The sequence below is a fragment of the Corynebacterium tuberculostearicum genome (assembly GCF_013408445.1).
Classification (GTDB): Bacteria; Actinomycetota; Actinomycetes; order Mycobacteriales; family Mycobacteriaceae; genus Corynebacterium; species Corynebacterium tuberculostearicum.
The window spans coordinates 178,251-199,451 of record NZ_JACBZL010000001.1 but is presented as its reverse complement, the minus strand read 5'-3'; the positions used below and the strand labels follow the sequence as shown (position 1 = coordinate 199,451).

The following is a 21,201-nucleotide window of genomic DNA, read 5'->3' as shown; positions in this document are numbered from 1 at the left end:
AACAACCACCATACGGAGAAATCAAAATTTTTCGACCGGCAGACAAAAATTTTCTAAATTTCGTTCACCGAAATCAGGCTTCATGCAGCTCAGAACGGTTGGTAACAGTTCTATAACATTGGAAAATCTGCACCATAAGCGCCCGAATTGAGGAAACCGGATGTCGATTCCCTCGCCCGTAGCGCCCTAGACACACCCCTTCACGATCTCCAAATCGTCCACTGTTCACCACACCCCGAAATGCGGTGACAACTACCCCACAGGATTCTTTAACGAGGGTGTACTTTTTCTCCCAGTATCCACAGGCGGTGCACAGGCCCGTACACCCGAACGGGCCTACACACATATTGGTCTAGTACACATACACCACAGTGATGGGCAGCAAACTTAGAAGATTAAGCCTTAGCGGAATAGGTACGGACGCCGATTTTCCAGGCCCGCTGGTTCCACATGAATGATCGCACTGCAGCCTGGGTACAGCTCGTCGAGGGCAATTTCCACTGAGTCTGCAACCTCGTGAGAGTGCATGACGCTCCACTCCCCTGGCACCTCCATGGTCAGGTACACCAACCGCTGGCGGCCAGAGGCCACGGTGCGACGATCCGTGAAGTTTACCGAGTGTTCCTTCTCCAGCCGAGCTAGGAGCTGCCTAATGTTCTGACGCTCGTCGTCGGGAAGCGCCTCAGAAAGAAGGCTACTCACCGAGTCGCGCAGGAGGCTATAGCCCGTCCACAAGATATTGATGCCCACTGCAAGCGCCACTACAGGATCCAGCCACCACCAACCAGTAAGGAATACGGCGGCGATGCCTATAAGGACACCTACGGAAGTCCAGACGTCGGTAAGCAAATGGTGCCCATCCGCATCCAAGGTGGCAGACCGGTAGCGCTTACCTGCACGGATGAGCGCGATGCCCACCGCGCCGTTGAGCACGGACGAAAGCGTTGACAACGCCAAGCCCCAGCCTGGCTCTTCAATCGGCTGCGGAACAAAGAAGCGGTGGATCGCCGTGTACACGATCATGCCGGCCGCAATAAAAATCATTGCACCCTCTACCAAGGCGGAGACGTACTCGGCTTTGCCGTGGCCAAACTGGTGGTTATCGTCGGCCGGCTTAGAGGCAATCCGGAGGGCATAAAAGCCGGCGACGGCCGCGACGAGATTCACGATGGATTCGAAGGCATCGGAGAGGAAGCCCACCGAACCGGTAAACCACGCGGCCAAGGCCTTGAGGATGATGGTAGCCACAGCGGCGGCGATGGATAGCTGCATGAAGCGCTCGAGAATGCGCTGCTCTGAGCCCATGGAGGACATAGCCACTTCTCCCTTCGGTTCGGTTGCGGACCGAAGGTCTCGTTCACGGCCGCGGGCACTGCGGGCGCTGGCTGGCCGGGCTAAACGCCAATATGTCGACCAGTCATCTCGGAATTAACCGAGGGAACTACTCCCCTTCAGGAATTCCTAACTTTATAGGGCACGTGATACCGGCGCAAGATCGAAAAAAGCCACGGGAAACTCCCGTGGCTTAAATTCGTGAAGCTTTAGTGCTGGCCCTCTGCAAACTCTTCTACCAGCTTGGCGTTAAAGGCTGGCAGGTCATCTGGAGTGCGGGAAGAAACCAAGCCCTGGTCGCAGTGAACTTCCTCATCTACCCAGGTAGCGCCTGCATTGCGCAGGTCGGTCTGCAGGGAGGGGAAGGAAGTCAGGGTGCGGCCCTTGAGAGCTTCAGCATCAGCCAGAATCCAAGCACCGTGGCAGATGGCGCCAAGCGGCAGATCCTTGCTCATATGGTTGCGCACGATTTCCACCGCTGCCTTATCCAAGCGGATGAGGTCAGCATTCTCGGTACCGCCAGGCAGAATAATGCCGTCGAAGGACTCGCCGGTGGAGTCAGCGGTAGCGGCGTCCACGGAAATCTCCGTACCCTTCTTACCGGTAATGGTGCCGGCCTTTGGGGCGAGGACACGCACGGTAGCGCCAGCGTTCTTCACGGCCTCCAGCGGGGAGGTCAGCTCAGAGTCTTCGAAGCCATCGGTAGCGATGATGGCAATGGTCTTATTATCTAGTTCAGCCATGTTGCAGCCTCCTTTGTTCGAGTACGCCGCCCACGGTAACGCGGAAGTTTCGTCTTCGCTACCTTCTCTTGCGCGCGAGTGGGCGGCGCCTTCTCCCTCTGACAAAGGGCCGGTTCCAAGCGGTGTGGAATTAGCCGCCGATCTTAAAGTCGCACACGTCGCCGTCCTGCATGATGTAGTCCTTACCCTCTTGGCGGACCTTGCCATGCGCACGAGCCTCGGCCATGGAGCCGGCGGCTACAAGGTCATCGAAGGAAACGATCTCGGCCTTAATGAACTTCTTTTCAAAGTCGGTGTGGATGACACCAGCGGCCTGCGGTGCGGCAGAGCCCTGCTTGATGGTCCAGGCGCGGGCCTCCTTTTCACCTGCGGTGAGGTAGGTCTGCAGGCCCAGGGTGGCAAAACCTGCCTTAGCCAGGGTGGCTAGGCCCGGCTCATCTTGGCCGACAGCCTCGAGCAGCTCGCGGGCTTCGTCTTCTTCCAGCTCCAGCAGCTCGGTTTCGGTCTGCGCATCGAGGAATACGGCCTCAGCTGGGGCGACGAGCTGGCGGAGTTCTTCCTTCTTAGCGTCGTCGGTAAGCACTGCTTCATCCGAATTGAAGACATAGAGGAAGGGCTTAGCCGTCATCAGGTGCAGATCGCGCACGAGGGCGAGGTCAATCTCGCCCTCCTTCGCTGCGGCGAAGAGGGTGCGATCATCTTCCAGAATCTCCTGGGCCTTCTTGGTTGCTTCCACCTCGGCGGCCAAATCCTTATTCTTGCGCGCATCCTTTTCCAGGCGCGGCAGGGCCTTTTCGATGGTCTGGAGGTCCGCAAGAATGAGCTCGGTATTAATAACGGAGATATCGTTGCGCGGGTCAACCTTGCCATCGACGTGAATGACATTGTCATCAGAAAAGGCGCGCACTACCTGGCAAATGGCGTCTGCCTCGCGGATATTGGCTAGGAAGGCGTTGCCCATGCCTTCACCCTGCGAAGCGCCGGAGACGATGCCGGCGATGTCCACGAAGGACACGGTGGCAGGAAGGATGCGCTCAGAGTTAAACATCTCCGCCAGTTGGGTCAGGCGGGAATCCGGCAGCTCCACCAAGCCCACGTTGGGCTCGATGGTGGCAAACGGGTAGTTGGCCGCCAGGATCTCGGAACGGGTCAGGGCATTAAACAAAGTGGACTTGCCCACATTGGGCAGGCCGACGATTCCTAGTGTAAGACTCACGGGGCCAATCCTAACGCACCCGCCTTCTTTTAAGGCAAGATGGTGGGGTGAATTCTGATAACCAACCGCTGCCCGATGACCCCCAAGCGGGCCTGGGCGATAAGTTTGATGAAAGCTTCGACACCAGCAAGCTGGAGGATGTATCCCCACATCCGCCGGGCGATCAGGTAGACCGCTCCGTCATCGCCGGCGAGGTGGTTAAGGCCGCATCTCTATGGGCCGTTCGCCTGCTCATCATCTGCGTATTCCTCTACGCCCTCTACCGTTTGCTGGGCAACTTCTGGCAGGGCCTTTTGCCGGTTCTTTTGGCCCTGATTATCTGTACCGTTCTGGCACCAGTGGCGAAAAAGCTGCGCAATATTGGCCTTCCCGCCGCGTTGGCGGCCGCCGTAACCATTTTGGTTTCCTTCACGGCCGTCGGCGGCCTCATTGCTTTTATTGCCCCAGACTTCGTGCGCCAATCCCGGTCACTGTATTTGCAGACGGTCTCCGGCATCCAAAGCCTGCAGCTCTGGGCCCAAGGCCCGCCGCTTAACCTCGATAGCGATGACATGAGCAGCTACATCGACGAGGCGGCGTCCTGGCTGCAGCAGCGCGCCGGCGCCATCGCAGGCTCGGTCTTTACCGGCATCGGCACTGCTACCTCCATCCTCGTCACCCTCTTCATCGTCCTGGTGCTGACCTTCTTCTTCCTGAAGGACGGCGCTAAGTTCCTTCCCTGGCTGCGCGATGCCACGGGCAAGCGTGCCGGCTGGCACCTTACTGAGCTTCTTACCCGCGCGTGGAATACGCTGGGCGGCTTCATTCGCGCGCAGGCAGTTGTCTCGCTTGTCGACGCCGTCTTTATCGGCGTCGGCCTCGCCCTCATCGGTGTCCCTTTGGCCATGGCTTTGGCGATCATCACCTTTATTGCTGGATTTATCCCCTTCGTCGGCGCGATTGTGGCCGGCGCCCTATCCGTCACCATCGCGTTGGTCTCCCTTGGCGTCACCAAGGCCCTGCTCGTCCTCGGCCTGGTATTGCTGGTCCAGCAGTTGGAAGGCAATGTTCTTTCGCCCTGGCTGCAGTCCAAGGCCATGGACCTGCACCCGGTCATCGTCCTGGTTTCCGTGACGGTAGGCTCGGCTCTCTTTGGCCTGATAGGTGGCTTCCTCGCGGTTCCCGCGGCCGCTATGTTTGCGGTGGCCTACCGCTACGGCCAAGACATGATGAAGCTACAGTCAGGCGAAAAGACCGCCGCGGATCTGGACTTTTCTACCGTGGCTGGTTATCTCATCGGCCGCTACACCGAAGACCAAGGGCGTTATAAGCGCGAGGCATGGCTCAAGATGCCGGACTATGCAGCCCCAGAAGGCGCGTTTGCCGACGTCTCCGCGGACGGCGATTCCAATTCCCTCGACGCCGCCCTCAACGTGGAGTCCACCCCCAAGAAGCATGAAAAGCCCGGCATGCGCGCAAACCTGCGCCGCGCCCGCGACGCCTTCGAAGGCCTTTTGAACGGAGATTCGAAAAAATAGTGGGTCGTGTCGGCGGCGCGTGCCATGCTGGAAACCATGACTTCCACTTTGCCCGTGCTGCTACTTTTTATCGGCCTCATTCTCGGCGCGGTAATGGGCTGGTTAGCACATTCCTACTCCGCTACCCGCTCCGCGCCGAGCGCCGAGCACCGCGCGCTGCAAGACTCGCAGCGCCGCCAGGCCGAGCTCCAGCCGCTAGAAAAGGCCATGGACCGCTTGGGATTTCAGCTCCAAGAAATTGAGGAGGACCGCACCGCGTTGCTCGCCTCCCTCTCCAGCCAGGTGCAGGCGGTGACCCGCACCTCCTCCCGCTTGACCGAACGCACCGACAAGCTTGTGACCGCTCTGCGCTCACCCAATGTGCGTGGCCGTTGGGGCGAGGTGCAATTGGAGCGCGTGGTTGAGCTCGGCGGTATGACCAAGCATGTGGACTTTGATTGCCAGGTCTCCGCCCCATTGGGCGGGCGCATCGTCCGCCCTGACATGCTCATCAATTTGGCCGGTGGCCGCCACATCATCGTCGATGCCAAGGTTCCTTTTACCTCGTACCTTGACGCCCTAGAAACCGATGACCCGGAAGAACACGCCGGCTTCCTCCGCCGTCACGCGCATTTAATGCGCGGCCATGTCCAAGCACTATCGCAGAAGGACTATATTGAGGCGTTTCAACCAACGCCCGAGTTCGTCATCCTCTTCGTTCCCGCTGACCCTTTCCTTGATGCCGCGCTATCGGTGGATCCGGAACTTATCGAGTACGCCTTTGAACGCAATGTAGTCATCGCCACCCCCAGCTCGCTTTTTGCCCTCCTGCGCACGGTGGCCATGGGGTGGCACCAGGAAGACATTTCCGCCAAGGCTAAGGAGGTCCAGCGCTTGGGGCGCGAACTGTATACGCGCCTAAATACACTTTCTGATCACTACGGCAAAGTGGGCCATAACCTGGAAAAGGCAGTCGAGGCCTATAACGCCACGCTTTCCTCGCTTGATTCCCGCGTGGGCGTCACCGCCCGCAAACTGCATGAGATGGATATCCCGGGCCGCACGGACCGCACCCCGCGGGAGCCATTGCCTATTGATACCTGGCCGCGCGGGAATTCAGCACTATAAATCCGCCGCTTTCGTGCGTGGAAATAGCCATGGGCCGGCGGCAACCGGTAGGATCTTCCGACGTGTCACAAGCCAAGCAAAGAAAGTCCTCCGCCGCCCAAAGCTCCGGTCTCCCCAGCATCTCGCTGGGCAAGGGCCTTGGGCTGCTCGCGGCACTCTTGCTCACGGGCGCGTTGATTTCCATCCTGATGGGTTCCATCGGGTGGGCTTACCTCGCGTTCCTTGTCATCGGCTCGCTGCTGGTGGCGCTCGTCGTGGAAGAGCGGGGTCTCTTCCTCACCGTGGCTTCTATCCCCATTGTGTATGCCATAACGGTGGGCGTGGCCGGTTTCTTTATCACCAAGGCCAACTTGCCAGAGGGCGCATCGGCGTTATCCAAGACGGCAATCGTCACTGCGGCGTTCCCCCTTGTTCAGAGGTTCCTGTGGCTCCTCATTGCCCTGGTGGGCGCAGCAATCATCGCCTGGCTGCGCTGGGCACGCTACCGCAAGACGGCCAAGCGCACCGCCGAAATGGAAACCGCTTCCCGCCGTGCCGACGCCGAACAAGACCGGCGAAACCGCGAGGAACGCCTATCGGTTGCAGACTTGATGGCGCGCGATACACCGGCAAAGCAATCCAAGAAATCGCAAGCCGCTCCGCAGCGCGCCCGCGCCTCGCACACGCTGAAGAAGTCTCGCCCAGCGCCCAAGGATCGCCTGCGTGGGCGCGACCGTGAAGAGCGCCGCCGAATGCAACAAGAGGAACGCGACAATCCACGGCGCCCGGATCCCGCCCGGCGCGCTGGCGATTCCGTTCCGGCGTCTCAGCAGGAGAAGGAACAGCCTAAGCAAGGCTGGGACGATAACCTCTACGACGAGGATTAAAGCAAAAAAGAAAGGCCCGTTTCCGGGCCTTTCTTTCGTTTTAACTGCCGTATAGGCGCGCGCTGCTTAGGTGCGTGCTGGGCGCAGGTCGCGCGGTAGGGCGAAGGTAATCGTCTCGGTAGAGGTAGTTACCTGTTCTACGTCGCTATAACCGCGCTCGTCTAGGAACTCCAGCACTTCGCGTACCAGCAATTCAGGTACCGAAGCACCGCAGGTTACGCCGACGGTCTGCACGCCTTCCAACCAAGATTCGTCGATTTCTTTGGCAAAATCCACGAGGTGGGAAGCCTTGGCGCCCGCCTCAAGCGCCACCTCGACCAAGCGCACCGAGTTAGAGGAGTTTTTAGAGCCCACCACAATCATCAGGTCACACTGTGGGGCGATGGCCTTAACGGATTCTTGGCGGTTTTGGGTGGCGTAGCAAATATCGTCTGAAGGCGGGTTCTCTAGGTGCGGGAAGCGCTCGCGCAGCTTATTGACGATGGTGATGGTCTCATCCACCGATAGCGTGGTCTGGGACAGCCAAATGAGCTTTTCATCCTGCAAGAATTCCGGCAGCTTAGCGACGCCTTCGACGCCGTCCACGAGGTGGGTGACCTCTGGTGCTTCGCCTGCAGTGCCTTCCACTTCTTCGTGGCCTTCGTGGCCAACCAAGAGGATGTGGTAGCCATCGCGCTGGAAGCGCTGGGCTTCCTTGTGCACCTTGGTTACCAATGGGCAGGTGGCGTCCAGAGTAAGCTGCTTGCGCTGCGTTGCCTCCGCGCGCACGGCAGGGGAAATACCGTGGGCGGAAAAGACTAGGTGGGCGCCTTCTGGGGCCTCAGAAGCCTCGTCGACGAAGATGACGCCGCGTTCTGCCAGAGACTCTACGACGTAACGGTTGTGCACGATTTGTTTGCGTACATAAATGGGAGCGCCGTACTTTTCCAGCGCCTTTTCTACGGTCTCGACCGCGCGGTCCACGCCCGCGCAGTATCCGCGCGGGGCCGCGAGGAGTACATTTTTACCATCAGTCATGGCTCCCAGAGTATCGAAACACTACGCAAAACAATAGTGGGGCCTAACGTCACCTTTCTGGCTACCCCGAGCGGGACAATCAACTGCGCTGGCCCCTAAACTAGACGGAAGAACACGGCAGACTGAAGAAAGGGAGGCTGTGTGAATCAACCAGCAAATACTCCGGATACTCCCTGGCCCGTTGGCAAGGTCAATGACCAAGTCAAGGGCTGGATCGAGCGCCTGGGTTACCTGTGGGTAGAGGGTCAGTTGACCCAAATTAACTTCAAGCCCACCTGGAAGCTGTCCTACCTCACTCTGCGTGACGTACAGCAGGAAAAGTCCGTGCAGTTAACCTGCCCATCATCGATGCTGCAGTCCTTGTCAGCACCGCTGAAAGATGGCGACCGCGTCATTGTCCACGGTAAGCCCGCCTTTTACGCGGGACGCGGATCCTTTTCACTATGGACCACCGAAATTCGTCATGTGGGCATAGGCGACCTGCTTGCTCGCATTGAAAAGCTGCGCCAACAGCTAGCTGCTGAAGGCCTTTTCGATCCCGCACGCAAGCGTCCTCTCCCCTACCTGCCGCACAAAATTGGGCTGATTACCGGCCGTGGTTCTGCTGCAGAGCGGGATGTGATGGCGGTAGCCCATGACCGCTGGCCGGCGGTGCAATTCCGCGTCCTCAATACCGCGGTTCAGGGTGCGAATACCGTACCTGAGGTTATTGATGCGCTCCAGCAGCTTGATGCGGATCCTGAGGTAGACGTCATCATCATCGCCCGTGGCGGCGGCTCCGTGGAAGATCTGCTTCCCTTCTCGGAAGAAGCACTGCAACGCGCAGTGGCAGCGGCCGGCACCCCGGTGGTATCTGCCATTGGCCACGAGCCGGACAGCCCAGTGCTCGATAACGTCGCCGACCTGCGCGCTGCCACGCCTACCGACGCCGCAAAGCGCGTCGTGCCCTCTGTGGCAGAGGAGCGCGCCATCGTCGCAGAGGCTCACTCTCGCATGGCGGCCGCGCTGCGCGGCTGGGTGGAAAGGGAACGTCGCGGCCTGGACAACATTCGTTCCCGGCCCGTTATGGCGGACCCAATGACCCCTATCCGTGCGCGCCGCGAAGAGGTGGAGCGCACCCGCGCTACCATGCGACGCGAAATTGAAGTCATGGTGGAACGCGAAACCCGCCACGTGGAATCGCTGCGCGCCCGCGTTTCAGCCTTGGGCCCGTCGGCGACTCTCGCCCGCGGTTACTCCATTGTCCAGGTAGTACCCAAGGACGGTTCCGGGCCCGAGGTCGTCACCTCTTATAAGCAATCCCCGCCTGGCGCTCAGCTGCGCATTCGCGTGGGCGACGGATCTATTACCGCAGTTTCTATGGCCTCCCAGGCCGCCGATTAATCACCAACCGAGGAGAAAATCATGTCTGATGACACCATTGGTACCGGCCAGCCAGGCCAGGATGCTTTTACCCCAGTAGAAGAATTGAGCTATGAGCAAGCCCGCGATGAGCTCATTGAAACCGTGAAGATTCTCGAGCTTGGGCAGATGGGCTTGGATGAGTCGCTAAAGTACTGGGAGCGCGGCGAGGCCCTTGCCCGTGCGTGCGAGGCGCACCTCGACGGCGCGGCGAAGCGTGTGGAAGACGCGCTCGATAAGGCCGAAGAAGCAGACGCTGAAGGAGACGAGTAGTGCAGATCTATGGTTATCCAGGCGAGCGCGTGGATTTTGTGTCGAAATCCGCGGCCGCCGGTTCCATCATGGCGGGAGACTCCCGAGAATTCGTAGAAGAATTCTTCGGTCCTGCACACACCCGCGGCGATAACGAGGTGAGCTACTTCTCCCAATCCGTGGTGCTGCGGTTTACGGACGACAAAGTACGCGAGATTGCCATTTATCCGCAGCGCTCGCAGCGTGAGCGCATCGATGTTTTTGCAGGAAAGACACGCCTCAGCGGCCTGGATGCGGAGTCCCTAGCTGAAGTTACTGCCCAGGCCGGCGACGGTCTTAGCGCCACCGCTGCGGAAGAAGGCTTGGGCGAGGTTATTTTTCGGCTATAGGGGCGGCGTCGATAAACGCAGCGGTAGCAGCCTCAAAGTCGCTGTCGTCCGCGGCGCCGGAAATGATGAGGCGAGCATCGCCCAGATCCGTAACCCACAGGCGGCGCACGGAATCATCGTCGCTTTCTAGCACCCGCACCTGGTGCCCCTTGACCTCGCGGGTGGATTCAATGCCGCGGTAGTTGGCGTCGTAGGCCTCGCCCGCCTCATTGGCCGCGACCTGCGTCTGTGTAGACTCCACAAACCCTTGGTCAGCGGTCACCCAGCTGACCACGGTGGCGTTCTCGCCGCCCATATCCACGCGGCGGGCGGCATTCGCCTCCCAGCCCTCTGGCATTTCGGGATTGCGAATAGCACCGACCCCTGCGCGGGCTTGGGTGTCTAGGAAGGTTTGTTCATCTACTTCCTGCACCGCTCCCTGCTGGGTTTCGGAGTTAATTGAGCACAGGCCGGTCGCTCCCACGGCGAGCAGCATCATAATCACCACGACTGCGAGGGACAGGGAGATGTCCTTCGCGCCTTCAAAAATCTTTGGTCTTTCTTCTGCAGCCACGCGCCTTAGTATCGCACGGCCTGCTTTCAAAAAGCCACACGGCCCCTTTTGCCCCGAAAGATCTGTCGATCCCCCACAAATGGGGCGCAAAATCGAACCCATTAGAGCAAAAAAGTGCGAGAATGGAAAGGTAGAGCATCAAGGGGAACACCCCTCGATGAGAAAACTATGGAAGGCAACCACTACACATGTCCGAAAATACGTCTTATCTTCCTGACCGCAACCTGGCAATGGAACTGGTTCGTGTCACCGAGGCAGCAGCACTCGCTTCCGGCCGTTGGGTAGGCCGCGGCCAGAAGAATGAGGGCGATGGCGCGGCGGTCGACGCCATGCGTAAGCTCATCAATTCCGTAGAGATGAACGGCGTCGTTGTCATTGGTGAGGGCGAAAAGGATGAGGCCCCCATGCTCTTTAACGGCGAAGAGGTCGGCACCGGCGAGGGTGCCGCCATGGATATCGCCGTGGACCCGGTCGACGGTACCCGCTTGATGGCGGAAGGCCGCCCCAACGCTATTTCCGTCATTGCGGCTGCCGAACGCGGAACCATGTATGACCCTTCCGCAGTCTTCTACATGGAAAAGATTGCCGTTGGCCCCGAGGCAGTTGGCGCTATCGACATCAACGAGTCCGTGGAATGGAATATCCAGTCCGTGGCCAAGGCGAAGAATATTCGCCCCACCGATCTGACCGTGGTGGTTCTTGACCGTCCCCGCCACGAGCAGCTCATCTCTGAGATTCGCGCCGCTGGCGCCAAGGTACGCCTCATCATGGATGGTGACGTAGCCGGCGCCATCGCCACCTGCCAGGATTCGAACTCCATCGACATGATGATGGGCATCGGCGGCACTCCAGAAGGCATCATCACTGCCTGCGCTATGCGCTGCATGGGCGGCGAAATCCAGGGCAAGCTGTGGCCGAAGGATGAAGAGGAAGCAGAAAAGGCCCGTGCAGCCGGCCATGATTTGAACCGCGTCCTTACCACTACTGATCTGGTTTCCTCTGAGAACTGCTACTTCGCTGCCACCGGCGTGACCAATGGTGACATGCTGCGCGGTGTTTCCTACCGCAATTCCGGCGCTACTACCCGTTCCCTGGTTATGCGCTCCAAGTCCGGCACCATCCGCTACATCGACTCCATCCACAAGCTGTCCAAGCTGCAGGAGTATTCCGTCGTGGACTACGACACGCCAACCAAGAAGTAGGGTTCACCCCCGAAGGCGGCCCTTCTTTTAGATCTCCGCCATACTGGAAAGCACACACTACCCAATTAACTGAGGTGATCTTCACATGACTGAATACCGCATTGAACATGACACCATGGGCGAAGTTAAGGTTCCTGCAGATGCCCTGTGGCGTGCACAGACCCAGCGCGCAGTGGACAACTTCCCTATCTCTGGCCGCGGCCTGGAAAATGCGCAGATTCGCGCCCTTGGCCTGCTCAAGGCAGCCTGCGCTCAGGTAAATAAGGATTCCGGCAAGCTGGACGCGGACAAGGCCGATGCCATCATTGCTGCCGCCACCGAAATCGCCGAGGGCAAGCATAATGACGCCTTCCCTATCGACGTATTCCAGACCGGCTCCGGTACCTCGTCCAATATGAATACCAATGAGGTTATTGCCTCCTTGGCACATAACAATGGCGTGGAAATTCACCCGAATGACCACGTGAATATGGGCCAGTCCTCTAATGACACCTTCCCCACCGCTACGCACGTGGCTGCTACGGAAGCTGCCGTTAATGACCTCATCCCGGGCCTGAAGGTCCTCCACGAGTCCTTGACCAAGAAGGCCAAGGAATTCGCCGACGTGGTCAAGGCCGGCCGCACCCACCTGATGGATGCCACCCCGGTTACCCTGGGCCAGGAATTCGGCGGATATGCCCGCCAGATCGAGCTGGGCATCGAGCGCATTGAGGCCACCCTGCCACGCTTGGGCGAGCTGGCCATCGGCGGCACCGCCACCGGTACCGGCCTGAATACCTCCGCAGACTTTGGCGCCAAGGTCACCGAGGAGCTGAAGAAGCTCACCGGCGTGCAGGAACTGAAGGAAGCAGAAAACCACTTCGAGGCCCAGGCTGCCCGCGATGGCTTGGTGGAGTTCTCCGGCGCCATGCGCTCGATTGCTGTATCCCTCAATAAGATTGCCAATGACCTGCGCATGATGGGCTCCGGCCCGCTGACTGGCCTGGCCGAGATTCACCTGAAGGACCTGCAGCCGGGTTCCTCCATCATGCCGGGCAAGGTCAATCCGGTTATCCCAGAGGCCGTCACCATGGTGGCCGGCCAGGTGGTAGGCAACGACGCAGCCGTAGCCTTCGGCGGCGCCCAGGGCCACTTCGAGCTCAACGTCTTCATCCCGATGATGGCGCGCAACGTACTCGAGTCCGCTCGCCTGCTGGCTAATGCTTCCCGCGTCTTCGCCGATAAGTGCATCGATCACATCGAGGCCAACGAAGAGCGCATGAAGCACTTTGCGGAGTCCTCCACCTCCATCGTGACCCCGCTCAACTCTGCCATTGGCTACGAGAACGCAGCTAAGGCGGCTAAGCACGCCCTGCACGAGAAGATCACCGTCCGCCAGGCCGTTATTGACCTGGGCTTTGTCGACGGCGAAAACCTCACCGAGGAGGAGCTGGATAAGCGCCTCAACGTGCTGAGCATGACTAACCGCGACCGCGATAACTTCTAAGTATTCGCCGCACCGCCACCCCGCCCGGGCAGGACTCGGGCGGGGTTTCGCATGTCTGGGGTAAGGGGGCGTCGGCAAGCGCTATGGCATAGCACACATTAGGGAAAACGCACCTCTAAAATCACCACTTTTGCACTTGGTGCAAGTTTGCACCGAGTGTAAAGTTGCATGGCGTGCAAGAAGAATTATCACTACGCGAGCAGAAGCGCCTCGAGACGCGCCTGCGCATTGAGGATGCCGCCACGAAGCTGGTGGATGAACAATCCTTTAGCGCGGTCACGATTGAGAGGATCTGCGAAGTAGCCGGTATTTCTCGGCGCACCTTCTTCAATTATTTCGACTCCAAGGAATCCGCCGTACTAGGTGCTCCAAGCACCGAGTTTACGGAGGAGATGCGGGAATTCTTCCTCACGGAACCAACGACCAGCATGGTGGGACTCGTCCTCCAGTTGGTCAGGCAACACATGGAAGGCCACCACATCAACCCGACCATCCGGGACCGCCGCAAGCGCATCTCTAATGATCCGGATGCGGCCGCGGCGGCAATAAGCCGGAAGCGGGCAAAGTCCATTGAGCTTATCGATCTCATTGAAGAACGCCTCACCACAGAACCGGAGCTTCGCGTCCTCGATAACTGCTCCGCAAGTACCGAGGCGATGCTCATCGCCGGCCTCGTCCGCGAGGCACTTTGGCTCGCGATGGCATCCCCCGATGCGGATTGCAGCAAGGACCTCCACGCGCGACTCGATACCTCCCTCACGCTAATAACAGATTTTATGAAAGGAATGCGATGGTAGATACGGCTACTAAGGCCCCCACGCAGGGCCAGTCCCGAGCCGATAACCTCGGGCTTATCTTCTCGGCTTTGATGCTCACCATGCTGATGAGCTCTTTGGGCCAAATGATCTTCTCTTCTGCTCTTCCCACCATCGTTGGTGAGCTTGGCGGCGTCGACCACATGAGCTGGGTCATCTCCGCCTTCCTTGTCACCATGACCATCGCCATGCCTATTTCCGGCAAGCTGGGTGACATGCTGGGCCGCAAGTGGCTCTACATCGGTGGTATCGCCACCTTCGTCGTGGGCTCTACCCTCGGCGGCTTTGCAAACTCCATGACACTGCTGATCATCGCCCGCGCTGTGCAGGGCTTTGGCGCAGGTTTTATGATGATTTCCTCCCAGTCCATCATCGCCGAGGTCACCTCCTCCCGTGAGCGCGGCAAGTTCATGGGCATCATGGGCGGCGTCTTCGGCCTGTCCTCGGTTCTCGGCCCCGTCCTCGGCGGCTGGTTCACCGACGGCCCAGGCTGGCGCTGGGGCATGTGGATGAACATCCCGCTGGGTATCCTCGCCATTATCGTGTGCACCCTCGTGCTGCACCTGCGCGTAGGTGATGCCGATATGAAGCGCTTTGACTGGCTAGGTGCCACCTTCATCGCCATCACCACCGCCTCCCTTATCCTCATGACCACCTGGGGCGGCACCGAGTACGAGTGGGGCTCTTCCATGATCCTCACCTTGGGTGCCATCACCATTATCGGCGCCATCATCACCGTCTTTGTGGAGCTGCGCGCTAAAGAACCGCTCATCCCGGTTCGCCTATTCAAGAACCGCAACATGGCCCTGACTACCCTCTCCGGCGTGGTACTTGGCCTGGCAATGTTCGGTGTTCTGGGCTACATGCCTACCTACCTGCAGATGGTGCACACCCTGACCCCAACCAAGGCGGGTCTCATGATGATCCCGATGATGGTTGGCCTTATCGGCACCTCCACTGGCGTGGGCTTTATCATCGCCCGCACCGGCCACTACAAGGTCTACCCCATCATCGGCCTGGCGATTACCGCCGGCGCCCTGTTCTGGATGTCCCACCTCTCCGTAGAGACTTCCCTGAAGCAGCTGGGCTGCGAGTTCCTCGTCTTCGGCATCGGCCTGGGCATGGTTATCCAGGTCCTCGTGCTCATCGTCCAGAACTCCTTCCCGCTGTCCCAGGTGGGTACGGCTACCGCGGCGAATAACTTCTTCCGCCAGATCGGCTCCGCACTGGGTGCTTCCCTGGTTGGCTCCATGTTCATCCACAATATGAAGGATGAGATGGCCACCCGCTTGCCAGAGGCTTTCCAGAAGATGGGACCGGAGGGCGCCGCCTACGCGGAGAAGTTCGGCGACGCCAATAGCGGTGCCAATAGCCTCACCCCGGATTTGGTTGCGTCCTTCCCCAAGCCCATCGAGGAAGCAATCCTCAACTCCTACAATGACGGACTGACCCCGGTCATCGCCCTCATGGTTCCGCTGGTTATCGTCGCCCTCATCCTCCTCCTGCCACTGCGCGAGGAGCGGCTGAAGGAAACGATTGACTAATATCACCTTCACCTGCAGAAATACAGGCCACTAGCCGGGAGCTGCACGCCCTGCGCGATGCATTCCCGCTTGCCGACGCCCCCATTGAATCCGCCCTCGGCTATGCCCCCGGCGGCCTCCAAGCGGCGTTACAAATCCAGGCCGGTCCCATCGAAGTGTGGCGCAAGCCCGCGCGCACGGTGGGCCGATATGCCCCGCCCTAGGCGGGGCATTTTTATTGCCGCTCCCCTGGCTTGAGTTCAGAGGGTCGTTGCAACACTTTCCCTTAGGAGGGTGTTGTTGTGTCTGGGGTTGTTGGCCCGTTTCATTCGTTGTCTGAATCGGATCGTCGTGGCTTAGTTGCCTTGGTTGGCAGTGGGCGTAGTGTCCGTTCGGCGGCTGGTGAGCTTGGCTGTCATTACGGGCATGCTTTGAATTTTTGCCATGCCTTTGGATTGCCAGTCGTGTATAAAGCCAAACGAGTTGATCGCCGCGGCAGCCAGGCTGTCCAGCTTGTAGAGCTAGTCCGAAGCGGACTGTCGGTACGCCAAGCTGCTAAAAGATGTGGGATGCATCTTACCGCTGCGTATGCCGTAGCTACGGAAGCTGGGTGCCATATCCGGTTAAGTCAGTATGCTCGGAAAGTCCGCCAGACGCAGTTAAGAGTGGAATACCTGCGCCTTCGGCTGGCGAGCCTGCCTGGTGGTGATGCTGGCACGGCAGTAGGAATTGATCGTCGACTGCGTTTAGATTTCGAAAAAGGACTCACCAAATCCCAGGGTCGACGAGAAGAGTTCATACCCGTCGGCGAAGACGCCAGCACGTATAACAGACTTATGAAAGCGCTGCGCCAACGCCATGATGTCATCGAATCCGGAAGGCTTGCCCCTCCCGCCTTACCTAGCGGGGTAGATCCGTATAAACGCATCAGCAATCGCTACATTTGCTTCGAAGAACGCGTCATCATCGCCGATCTTCTCCGCGAAGATGTGCCACTGCGTGAGATTGGGCGCCGTTTAGGGCGAAGTGCATCGTCAATTCAGCGTGAAGTACGCAGAAACCACAGTGCTCAAGGCCCGTATCGTGCAGAAACAGCCCAGTTAAAGGCCTGTGCGCGGAGGTTGCGGCCGAAAATACCGAAACTACTAGCCAACAAAAGACTATGGGACTATGTATGCGCACAATTGCGGGCACAATGGTCACCTGAGGAGATTTCTAATCGCCTGCCCATCGACTACCCCACTGATAAGGACATGCGCATTAGTCACGAAACGATTTATGACGCCTTTTACCTGCAGGCCAAAGGAAGACTCAAAGACCTTGGCCTGGACTTGCCGACCGGTAGAAAGAAACGCAAGAAACGCCAAACCCGCTCCAGCACACCTGCCCAGCAACGCTTCGTCGACGACATGATCCTCATAGACGACCGGCCAGATGAGGTAAGTGAACGTATTTTGCCAGGCCACTGGGAAGGCGACCTCATCCTCGGTAAAAACAACCAATCAGCGGTAATCACGCTAGTAGAACGTGTTAGCCGATTTGTTGTCCTTGGCCACTTACCGGGAAGGCATACCAGCAAAGAAGTATTCACAGCCCTGCACAAGGCAGTTACAGGAATCGATAAAGCTATCTGGTCATCAATTACCTGGGACCAAGGAAGCGAAATGGCTGGTCATAAAGCTTTTACCATGGCCACTGACATTCCCATCTACTTCTGCCATCCAGGATCACCATGGGAACGCGGCAGCAACGAAAACACCAACGGCAGGCTCAGAAGAAACCTTCCCAAAAACAGCGACCTGTCCATCTACAGCGCCGAGGACCTAGAAATGATCGCCAACATTCACAACCACAAACCACGCAAAGCACTCAACTGGCGCACCCCAGCCGAAGTCATGACCAACGCCCTCACACAAACCGGTAGCATCAAACCAAACTAACCATCATCGTTGCAACGACCCCTAGAATCCGCCTGGTTCTAAGGCCTAAACAAAAAGCCCCTGCCATCGTTACCACGAGTGTGGTACGAGCAGGGGCTAGTATGCGCCGGGGAAGCTACCGCTTCTTTTCCTCCGGCTTGGGCAAAAGCAGCTCATATACGTCGGTGTCGCGCCACTGGCCCGCAAGCTCGCCGTAGGTCATCTTCGCCATATGCGAGTAGGTGCCCACTTTCACGAAGCCGCGCGACTTATGCAGCCCCGCAGAACCTGCGTTCTCAGGGAAAATCCACGAGTGAATAGCCCACTTGTGTAGGTCTTGACACACCTCGATCAGGCGATCCAGAAGTGCGCCGCCGATACCACGGCCCTGTGCCTCGGTGCCTAGGTAGATGGAATCTTCCACTACTCCGTGGAAGACGGTGCGGGTAGATACCGGTGCCGCGGAAACCCACCCCAAGACCTTAGAATCATCATCTGCTTCAACGGCCACATGCACCGAAGGCATGATCTTGCCGGCTTTGAATTCTTCAAAGGTCAGGGATCGGGTCTCATAGGTGGCGTGACCAGTGTTGAGCCCCTGTTCATAGATCTCTCGCATCTGCGGGTAATCCGCCGCGGTGAAGGGGCGGATGCGGAAATCTTTCTTCTTATCGTCCGAAGACGTCTGCTTAGCGTTCTCGCTCATATACAACATTATTACTGGGACTTGCCCAGCTTCGCCACGCTGTACACATAAAGATCGCCCAACGCGAACGAACTTGGCCTAGTTGCCGCCTTCCAACAGGTCAGTAACGAGCTCCGCAATGGCAGAGCGCTCAGAACGCTGCAGCGTAATATGCGCAAATAGCTCATGCCCCTTGAGCTTTTCAATCACTGCCTGGACTCCGTCATGGCGACCCACGCGAAGGTTATCGCGCTGAGCAACGTCATGAGTAAGTACTACTCGCGAGCCCTTCCCCAACCGGGAAAGCACGGTAAGCAGGACGTTTCGCTCCAAGGACTGCGCCTCGTCCACGATGACGAAGGCATCATGCAGCGAGCGACCGCGAATATGCGTCAGGGGCAAGACCTCGATGAGGCCGCGCTCGTGCACCTCTTCCATGACGTTTTCAGAAACAAGACCCTCCAAAGTGTCATAGACCGCCTGCGCCCACGGGTTCATCTTGTCCGATTCGGTGCCCGGTAGGTACCCCAAGGACTGCCCGCCAACCGCATACATTGGGCGGAAGACCACAATGCGCCGGTGCTCGCCGCGCTCGAGCACCGCCTCCAAACCGGCGCACAGCGCAAGTGCCGACTTGCCGGTGCCGGCGCGGCCACCGATGGAGACAATCCCTACGTTTGGGTCCATCAGCAAATCCAAAGCGATACGCTGCTCCGCGGAGCGTCCCTGAAGACCAAAGGCATTGATATCACCGCGTACAAGCTCGACCACGCCATCAGCACTCATGCGCCCCAGCGCGGATTGCGCACCCGCAGCCAAGGTCAAGCCGCAGTGCACCGGCAGGTCCTCCACGGCGGTACCCTTTTCAGTTTCGATGCCGTCTAGCATGACTTCCCCATCACGATAAAGGGCATCGATGACATCCGAGCTGGTTTGCACCGTCGCCATTCCGGTATAGCCGGTCAAGACTACGTCCTGGGCGTGATATTCATCTGCCTGCACGCCTACCGCCCCGGCCTTCACGCGCAGCGGCACGTCCTTCGTGACCAACACGGTGTCCTTCCCCTCGTGCGCAAGGTTAAGCGCGCACGCCAAGATGCGGTGGTCACCTTCTGGCCCGCGGAATGCGGTAGGCAGCAAGGATTGGTCTTGATGGTTCAGTTCCACGCGCAGGGTACCGCCATCGACGTTAACGGGGACCGGCTGGTCTAAGGCCTCATAGGTAGCGCGCAGTTCCTCCAAAAAGCGAAGAGCTTGGCGGGCGAACCAGCCAAGCTCCGGGTGATGACGTTTTCCTTCCAGTTCAGAAATAACTACAACGGGAAGGACCACATCGTGCTCTGCAAATTTGCGCAGGGCCCAAGGGTCAGAAAGCAAGACCGAGGTATCCACTACATAGGTCTTGGTAGCGACGGTGTTATCAGTAGTGGCAAGCGGAGTAGAAAGTACAGAGGGACGAGACATGGTGGCAGGGTTCTCCCTTAGTGTGCGGTAGATCAGACTTCTTCCGAATGACCCCGAATCCCCGGGGTTGCCACCCAAAGTAGGCACCGAAGGTTGAAATTACATGGGTGCAAGATGAACATTAAGAAAACGAAAAATCCCTCCGCAGCACTTGCTGCAGAGGGAGAAGCTCTAAAGGAGCTTTTTACTTCTCTACGGAAGAGGTGAACTTGCCGCTCTCATCCTGGAGCCAGGAGATAACGCCATTGTCGAACTGCTGGGTCCAGCCCTTGCCCTCAGTAGCCTTCTCCTCGGCAGCCTTAGGCAGGCCTACCTCTGCATCCAGACCGCCCTGCTCCTTCCAGGTTTCAGCGATCTTGCCGACGATTGGCTGAGCCTCATCGCCACCCTTGGCCATAGCCAGCAGGTTGCCGCCGTCGAAGGTTGCCAAAGAACCCTTATCGGAAGACTCTACGCTCTGTACGTCGCCCCACTCAGCCTTCTTCTCCTCGATGGCAGACGCCAGAGCTGCCGGAACCTCCTTGTCGCCGTTGGCGGTGGAGACGGTCTTGGTGTCGCCGTCCTTGGAATCAGCATCCTCAGACGCAGAGTCCGCAGACTCGGAATCATCCGCGCCCTCAGACTCGGAGGATTCCGCGTCCTTATCCTTTTCGGAGGTAGCTTCATCAACGGCGGAGCCAGCAGCGTCGGAAGCATCAGCCGCTACGGAGCCGGCGGTATCCTTAGCGTCGTTAGCTGCATCCTCAGCATCGGAGCACGCTACGAGAGCAACGGACAGGGTTGCGGCTGCAAAGCCACCTGCGATACGACGGGTCATCTTCTGCATTACTGCATCATCCTTTCATCGAGAAAGTAAGTTAATTCTAAAATTATTGTTAAATCGCCCTTTATGGCGAACAACGACCACCGTAACGACGACTCCCAGCTGGCGCCACCTGCTCAGACAGGAAGTAGACAGCAAACAGTAAAGGTCTACCTACGTTTGCGCTGCTTAGGAGCCTTCTTTTTCTTTTGTAACGAATTGTTAACGTTTCTCCGCGCTTGCTTCGCCTTCGCCTTTTCCCTAGCGCTGCGTTTCGGCTTCTCTTGGCGGGAGGAACGGGCCGTGCGGCCCTTAGCGACGCCCACGAAGTCCTGAATTGCTTCCCCGTCATCGTCCTTGCGCCACACCAATGCAATCTCCGTCACCGGCACGGACTCGTCCTTAAGGCCCAACGGCACCACCTGCTTTTTGCTCAGGATCTTCAGCAGGGGCCGCGGCGCAATCGCGATACCCACGTTGGCCGCCACTACCTGCAAGGCGTCGCGGACGGCGGGGACATCGACAAGCCCGGAATCGGCGAGGCGGTAGTTGAGGTGTTCATCGGCGACGTCGGCAAGCGCAAGCTCCTCGCCCACCTCCGCATAGACCGAGTCTTTGGGAACGGCAATGCCAGGGGCCTCTTTATAAAGTCGCACCACGTGAAAGGTGTCATCCACCCGCGCATCCGGCAAGCGCGCGAGAGCTAGGTCCACCTCGCCGGCTACCAGCGGGGCAAGCGCATCGTCCGCATCAATGGTGGACAAGCCACCATGAGCAGTATTTTCCTCGAATCGGCGGAACCACTTTCCAGGTTCTGTACCCGTGGCAAAAGCTAAGCGCAGCATAGAGGACAGTCTACTGAAAGTGCTACGGTAAAAGCGTGACTGAAGAACAAAAGCAACCATCCGGCAC

At 58.6% G+C, this 21,201-nt stretch carries 20 protein-coding genes; 11 read left to right on the top strand and 9 right to left on the bottom strand.

The features are described 5' to 3' along the window. Positions 1-402: 402 nt before the first annotated feature. The 3 genes from BJ985_RS00980 to ychF form a co-directional block, all read right to left on the bottom strand. A complete protein-coding gene (locus BJ985_RS00980) occupies positions 403-1,314 on the bottom strand; it encodes a cation diffusion facilitator family transporter (protein WP_179386301.1) in 912 nt (303 codons plus the stop codon). 227 nt (positions 1,315-1,541) lie between these two features. Beyond that, positions 1,542-2,075, bottom strand: coding sequence for a type 1 glutamine amidotransferase domain-containing protein (locus BJ985_RS00975; protein ID WP_150851747.1), 534 nt, complete (start codon positions 2,073-2,075; stop codon positions 1,542-1,544). A 130-nt stretch (positions 2,076-2,205) separates the two neighbouring features. Further along, positions 2,206-3,291 carry a redox-regulated ATPase YchF gene (gene ychF, locus BJ985_RS00970; protein WP_179386300.1) on the bottom strand — a complete coding sequence of 362 codons (1,086 nt, stop codon included), beginning with the start codon at positions 3,289-3,291 and terminating at the stop codon, positions 2,206-2,208. A gap of 47 nt (positions 3,292-3,338) precedes the next feature. Here ychF and BJ985_RS00965 point away from each other — a divergent pair, with 47 nt between their 5' ends. The 3 genes from BJ985_RS00965 to BJ985_RS00955 all read left to right on the top strand — a co-directional run bounded on the left by BJ985_RS00965 (position 3,339) and on the right by BJ985_RS00955 (position 6,781). Next, positions 3,339-4,808 carry an AI-2E family transporter gene (locus BJ985_RS00965; RefSeq protein WP_179386299.1) on the top strand — a complete coding sequence of 490 codons (1,470 nt, stop codon included), beginning with the start codon at positions 3,339-3,341 and terminating at the stop codon, positions 4,806-4,808. 36 nt (positions 4,809-4,844) lie between these two features. Further along, complete coding sequence (locus BJ985_RS00960) at positions 4,845-5,915, top strand: DNA recombination protein RmuC (protein ID WP_034668173.1); 1,071 nt, start codon at positions 4,845-4,847, stop codon at positions 5,913-5,915. 62 nt (positions 5,916-5,977) lie between these two features. Continuing rightward, positions 5,978-6,781: a DUF6542 domain-containing protein gene (locus BJ985_RS00955; RefSeq protein WP_236587071.1), complete on the top strand. Its 804-nt coding sequence runs from the start codon at positions 5,978-5,980 to the stop codon at positions 6,779-6,781. 66 nt (positions 6,782-6,847) lie between these two features. On the opposite strand, the gene BJ985_RS00950 is transcribed toward BJ985_RS00955, so the two are convergent. Continuing rightward, positions 6,848-7,798, bottom strand: coding sequence for a 4-hydroxy-3-methylbut-2-enyl diphosphate reductase (locus BJ985_RS00950; protein ID WP_005323586.1), 951 nt, complete (start codon positions 7,796-7,798; stop codon positions 6,848-6,850). Positions 7,799-7,939: 141 nt separating this feature from the next. On the opposite strand from BJ985_RS00950, the gene xseA reads away from it, so the two are divergent. The 3 genes from xseA to BJ985_RS00935 are packed head-to-tail and all read left to right on the top strand — an operon-like array spanning position 7,940 to position 9,840. Then, positions 7,940-9,181, top strand: coding sequence for an exodeoxyribonuclease VII large subunit (xseA, locus tag BJ985_RS00945; RefSeq protein WP_179386297.1), 1,242 nt, complete (start codon positions 7,940-7,942; stop codon positions 9,179-9,181). A gap of 21 nt (positions 9,182-9,202) precedes the next feature. After that, positions 9,203-9,472, top strand: a complete 270-nt coding sequence (locus BJ985_RS00940; protein ID WP_005323588.1) for an exodeoxyribonuclease VII small subunit — start codon at positions 9,203-9,205, stop codon at positions 9,470-9,472. After that, entirely contained in the window at positions 9,472-9,840 is a 369-nt protein-coding gene (locus tag BJ985_RS00935; RefSeq protein WP_179386296.1) for a hypothetical protein, read from the top strand. The genes BJ985_RS00940 and BJ985_RS00935 overlap by 1 nt, the downstream gene beginning before the upstream one ends. Here the strand turns inward: BJ985_RS00935 and BJ985_RS00930 are convergent. After that, positions 9,824-10,393: a DUF4245 domain-containing protein gene (locus BJ985_RS00930; RefSeq protein ID WP_179386295.1), complete on the bottom strand. Its 570-nt coding sequence runs from the start codon at positions 10,391-10,393 to the stop codon at positions 9,824-9,826. The two genes, BJ985_RS00935 and BJ985_RS00930, sit on opposite strands and share 17 nt — an antisense overlap. Positions 10,394-10,581: 188 nt before the next feature. Between BJ985_RS00930 and glpX the strand changes: the two genes are divergently transcribed. The 5 genes from glpX to BJ985_RS00905 all read left to right on the top strand — a co-directional run bounded on the left by glpX (position 10,582) and on the right by BJ985_RS00905 (position 17,359). Beyond that, a complete protein-coding gene (gene glpX, locus BJ985_RS00925) occupies positions 10,582-11,595 on the top strand; it encodes a class II fructose-bisphosphatase (protein ID WP_179386294.1) in 1,014 nt (337 codons plus the stop codon). 85 nt (positions 11,596-11,680) lie between these two features. Then, positions 11,681-13,081, top strand: a complete 1,401-nt coding sequence (locus BJ985_RS00920) for a class II fumarate hydratase (RefSeq protein WP_179386293.1) — start codon at positions 11,681-11,683, stop codon at positions 13,079-13,081. 173 nt (positions 13,082-13,254) lie between these two features. Next, the gene (locus BJ985_RS00915; RefSeq protein WP_005327437.1) at positions 13,255-13,878 is read left to right on the top strand and encodes a TetR/AcrR family transcriptional regulator; all 624 of its coding nucleotides are present in this window, start codon (positions 13,255-13,257) and stop codon (positions 13,876-13,878) included. Beyond that, positions 13,872-15,440: an MDR family MFS transporter gene (locus BJ985_RS00910; RefSeq protein ID WP_179386292.1), complete on the top strand. Its 1,569-nt coding sequence runs from the start codon at positions 13,872-13,874 to the stop codon at positions 15,438-15,440. Before BJ985_RS00915 ends, BJ985_RS00910 begins: the two co-directional genes overlap by 7 nt. 281 nt (positions 15,441-15,721) lie before the next feature. Continuing rightward, positions 15,722-17,359 carry an IS30 family transposase gene (locus BJ985_RS00905; protein ID WP_179386291.1) on the top strand — a complete coding sequence of 546 codons (1,638 nt, stop codon included), beginning with the start codon at positions 15,722-15,724 and terminating at the stop codon, positions 17,357-17,359. Between the two features lie 115 nt (positions 17,360-17,474). On the opposite strand, the gene BJ985_RS00900 is transcribed toward BJ985_RS00905, so the two are convergent. The 4 genes from BJ985_RS00900 to BJ985_RS00885 form a co-directional block, all read right to left on the bottom strand. Continuing rightward, positions 17,475-18,044, bottom strand: coding sequence for a GNAT family N-acetyltransferase (locus tag BJ985_RS00900; protein WP_150850904.1), 570 nt, complete (start codon positions 18,042-18,044; stop codon positions 17,475-17,477). 78 nt (positions 18,045-18,122) lie between these two features. Further along, complete coding sequence (phoH2, locus tag BJ985_RS00895; protein WP_179386289.1) at positions 18,123-19,487, bottom strand: RNA 5'-3' helicase PhoH2; 1,365 nt, start codon at positions 19,485-19,487, stop codon at positions 18,123-18,125. Positions 19,488-19,671: 184 nt separating this feature from the next. Next, on the bottom strand, positions 19,672-20,313 hold the full coding sequence (locus tag BJ985_RS00890; protein WP_179386288.1) for an LGFP repeat-containing protein: 642 nt from the start codon (positions 20,311-20,313) through the stop codon (positions 19,672-19,674). Positions 20,314-20,459: 146 nt separating this feature from the next. Then, complete coding sequence (locus BJ985_RS00885) at positions 20,460-21,134, bottom strand: LysR family transcriptional regulator substrate-binding protein (protein ID WP_179386287.1); 675 nt, start codon at positions 21,132-21,134, stop codon at positions 20,460-20,462. Between the last annotated feature and the right edge of the window lie 67 nt (positions 21,135-21,201).

What these genes read in the sequence shown, in the direction of transcription:
- BJ985_RS00940 (WP_005323588.1), top strand. Translation starts at nt 9,203, where the DNA reads ATGTCTGATGACACCATTGGTACCGGCCAGCCAGGCCAGGATGCTTTT.
- phoH2 (WP_179386289.1), bottom strand. Translation starts at nt 19,487, where the DNA reads ATGTCTCGTCCCTCTGTACTTTCTACTCCGCTTGCCACTACTGATAAC.
- BJ985_RS00890 (WP_179386288.1), bottom strand. Translation starts at nt 20,313, where the DNA reads ATGCAGAAGATGACCCGTCGTATCGCAGGTGGCTTTGCAGCCGCAACC.
- BJ985_RS00910 (WP_179386292.1), top strand. Translation starts at nt 13,872, where the DNA reads ATGGTAGATACGGCTACTAAGGCCCCCACGCAGGGCCAGTCCCGAGCC.
- BJ985_RS00900 (WP_150850904.1), bottom strand. Translation starts at nt 18,044, where the DNA reads ATGAGCGAGAACGCTAAGCAGACGTCTTCGGACGATAAGAAGAAAGAT.
- BJ985_RS00975 (WP_150851747.1), bottom strand. Translation starts at nt 2,075, where the DNA reads ATGGCTGAACTAGATAATAAGACCATTGCCATCATCGCTACCGATGGC.
- BJ985_RS00950 (WP_005323586.1), bottom strand. Translation starts at nt 7,798, where the DNA reads ATGACTGATGGTAAAAATGTACTCCTCGCGGCCCCGCGCGGATACTGC.
- glpX (WP_179386294.1), top strand. Translation starts at nt 10,582, where the DNA reads ATGTCCGAAAATACGTCTTATCTTCCTGACCGCAACCTGGCAATGGAA.
- BJ985_RS00960 (WP_034668173.1), top strand. Translation starts at nt 4,845, where the DNA reads ATGACTTCCACTTTGCCCGTGCTGCTACTTTTTATCGGCCTCATTCTC.
- BJ985_RS00885 (WP_179386287.1), bottom strand. Translation starts at nt 21,134, where the DNA reads ATGCTGCGCTTAGCTTTTGCCACGGGTACAGAACCTGGAAAGTGGTTC.
- BJ985_RS00920 (WP_179386293.1), top strand. Translation starts at nt 11,681, where the DNA reads ATGACTGAATACCGCATTGAACATGACACCATGGGCGAAGTTAAGGTT.
- BJ985_RS00980 (WP_179386301.1), bottom strand. Translation starts at nt 1,314, where the DNA reads ATGTCCTCCATGGGCTCAGAGCAGCGCATTCTCGAGCGCTTCATGCAG.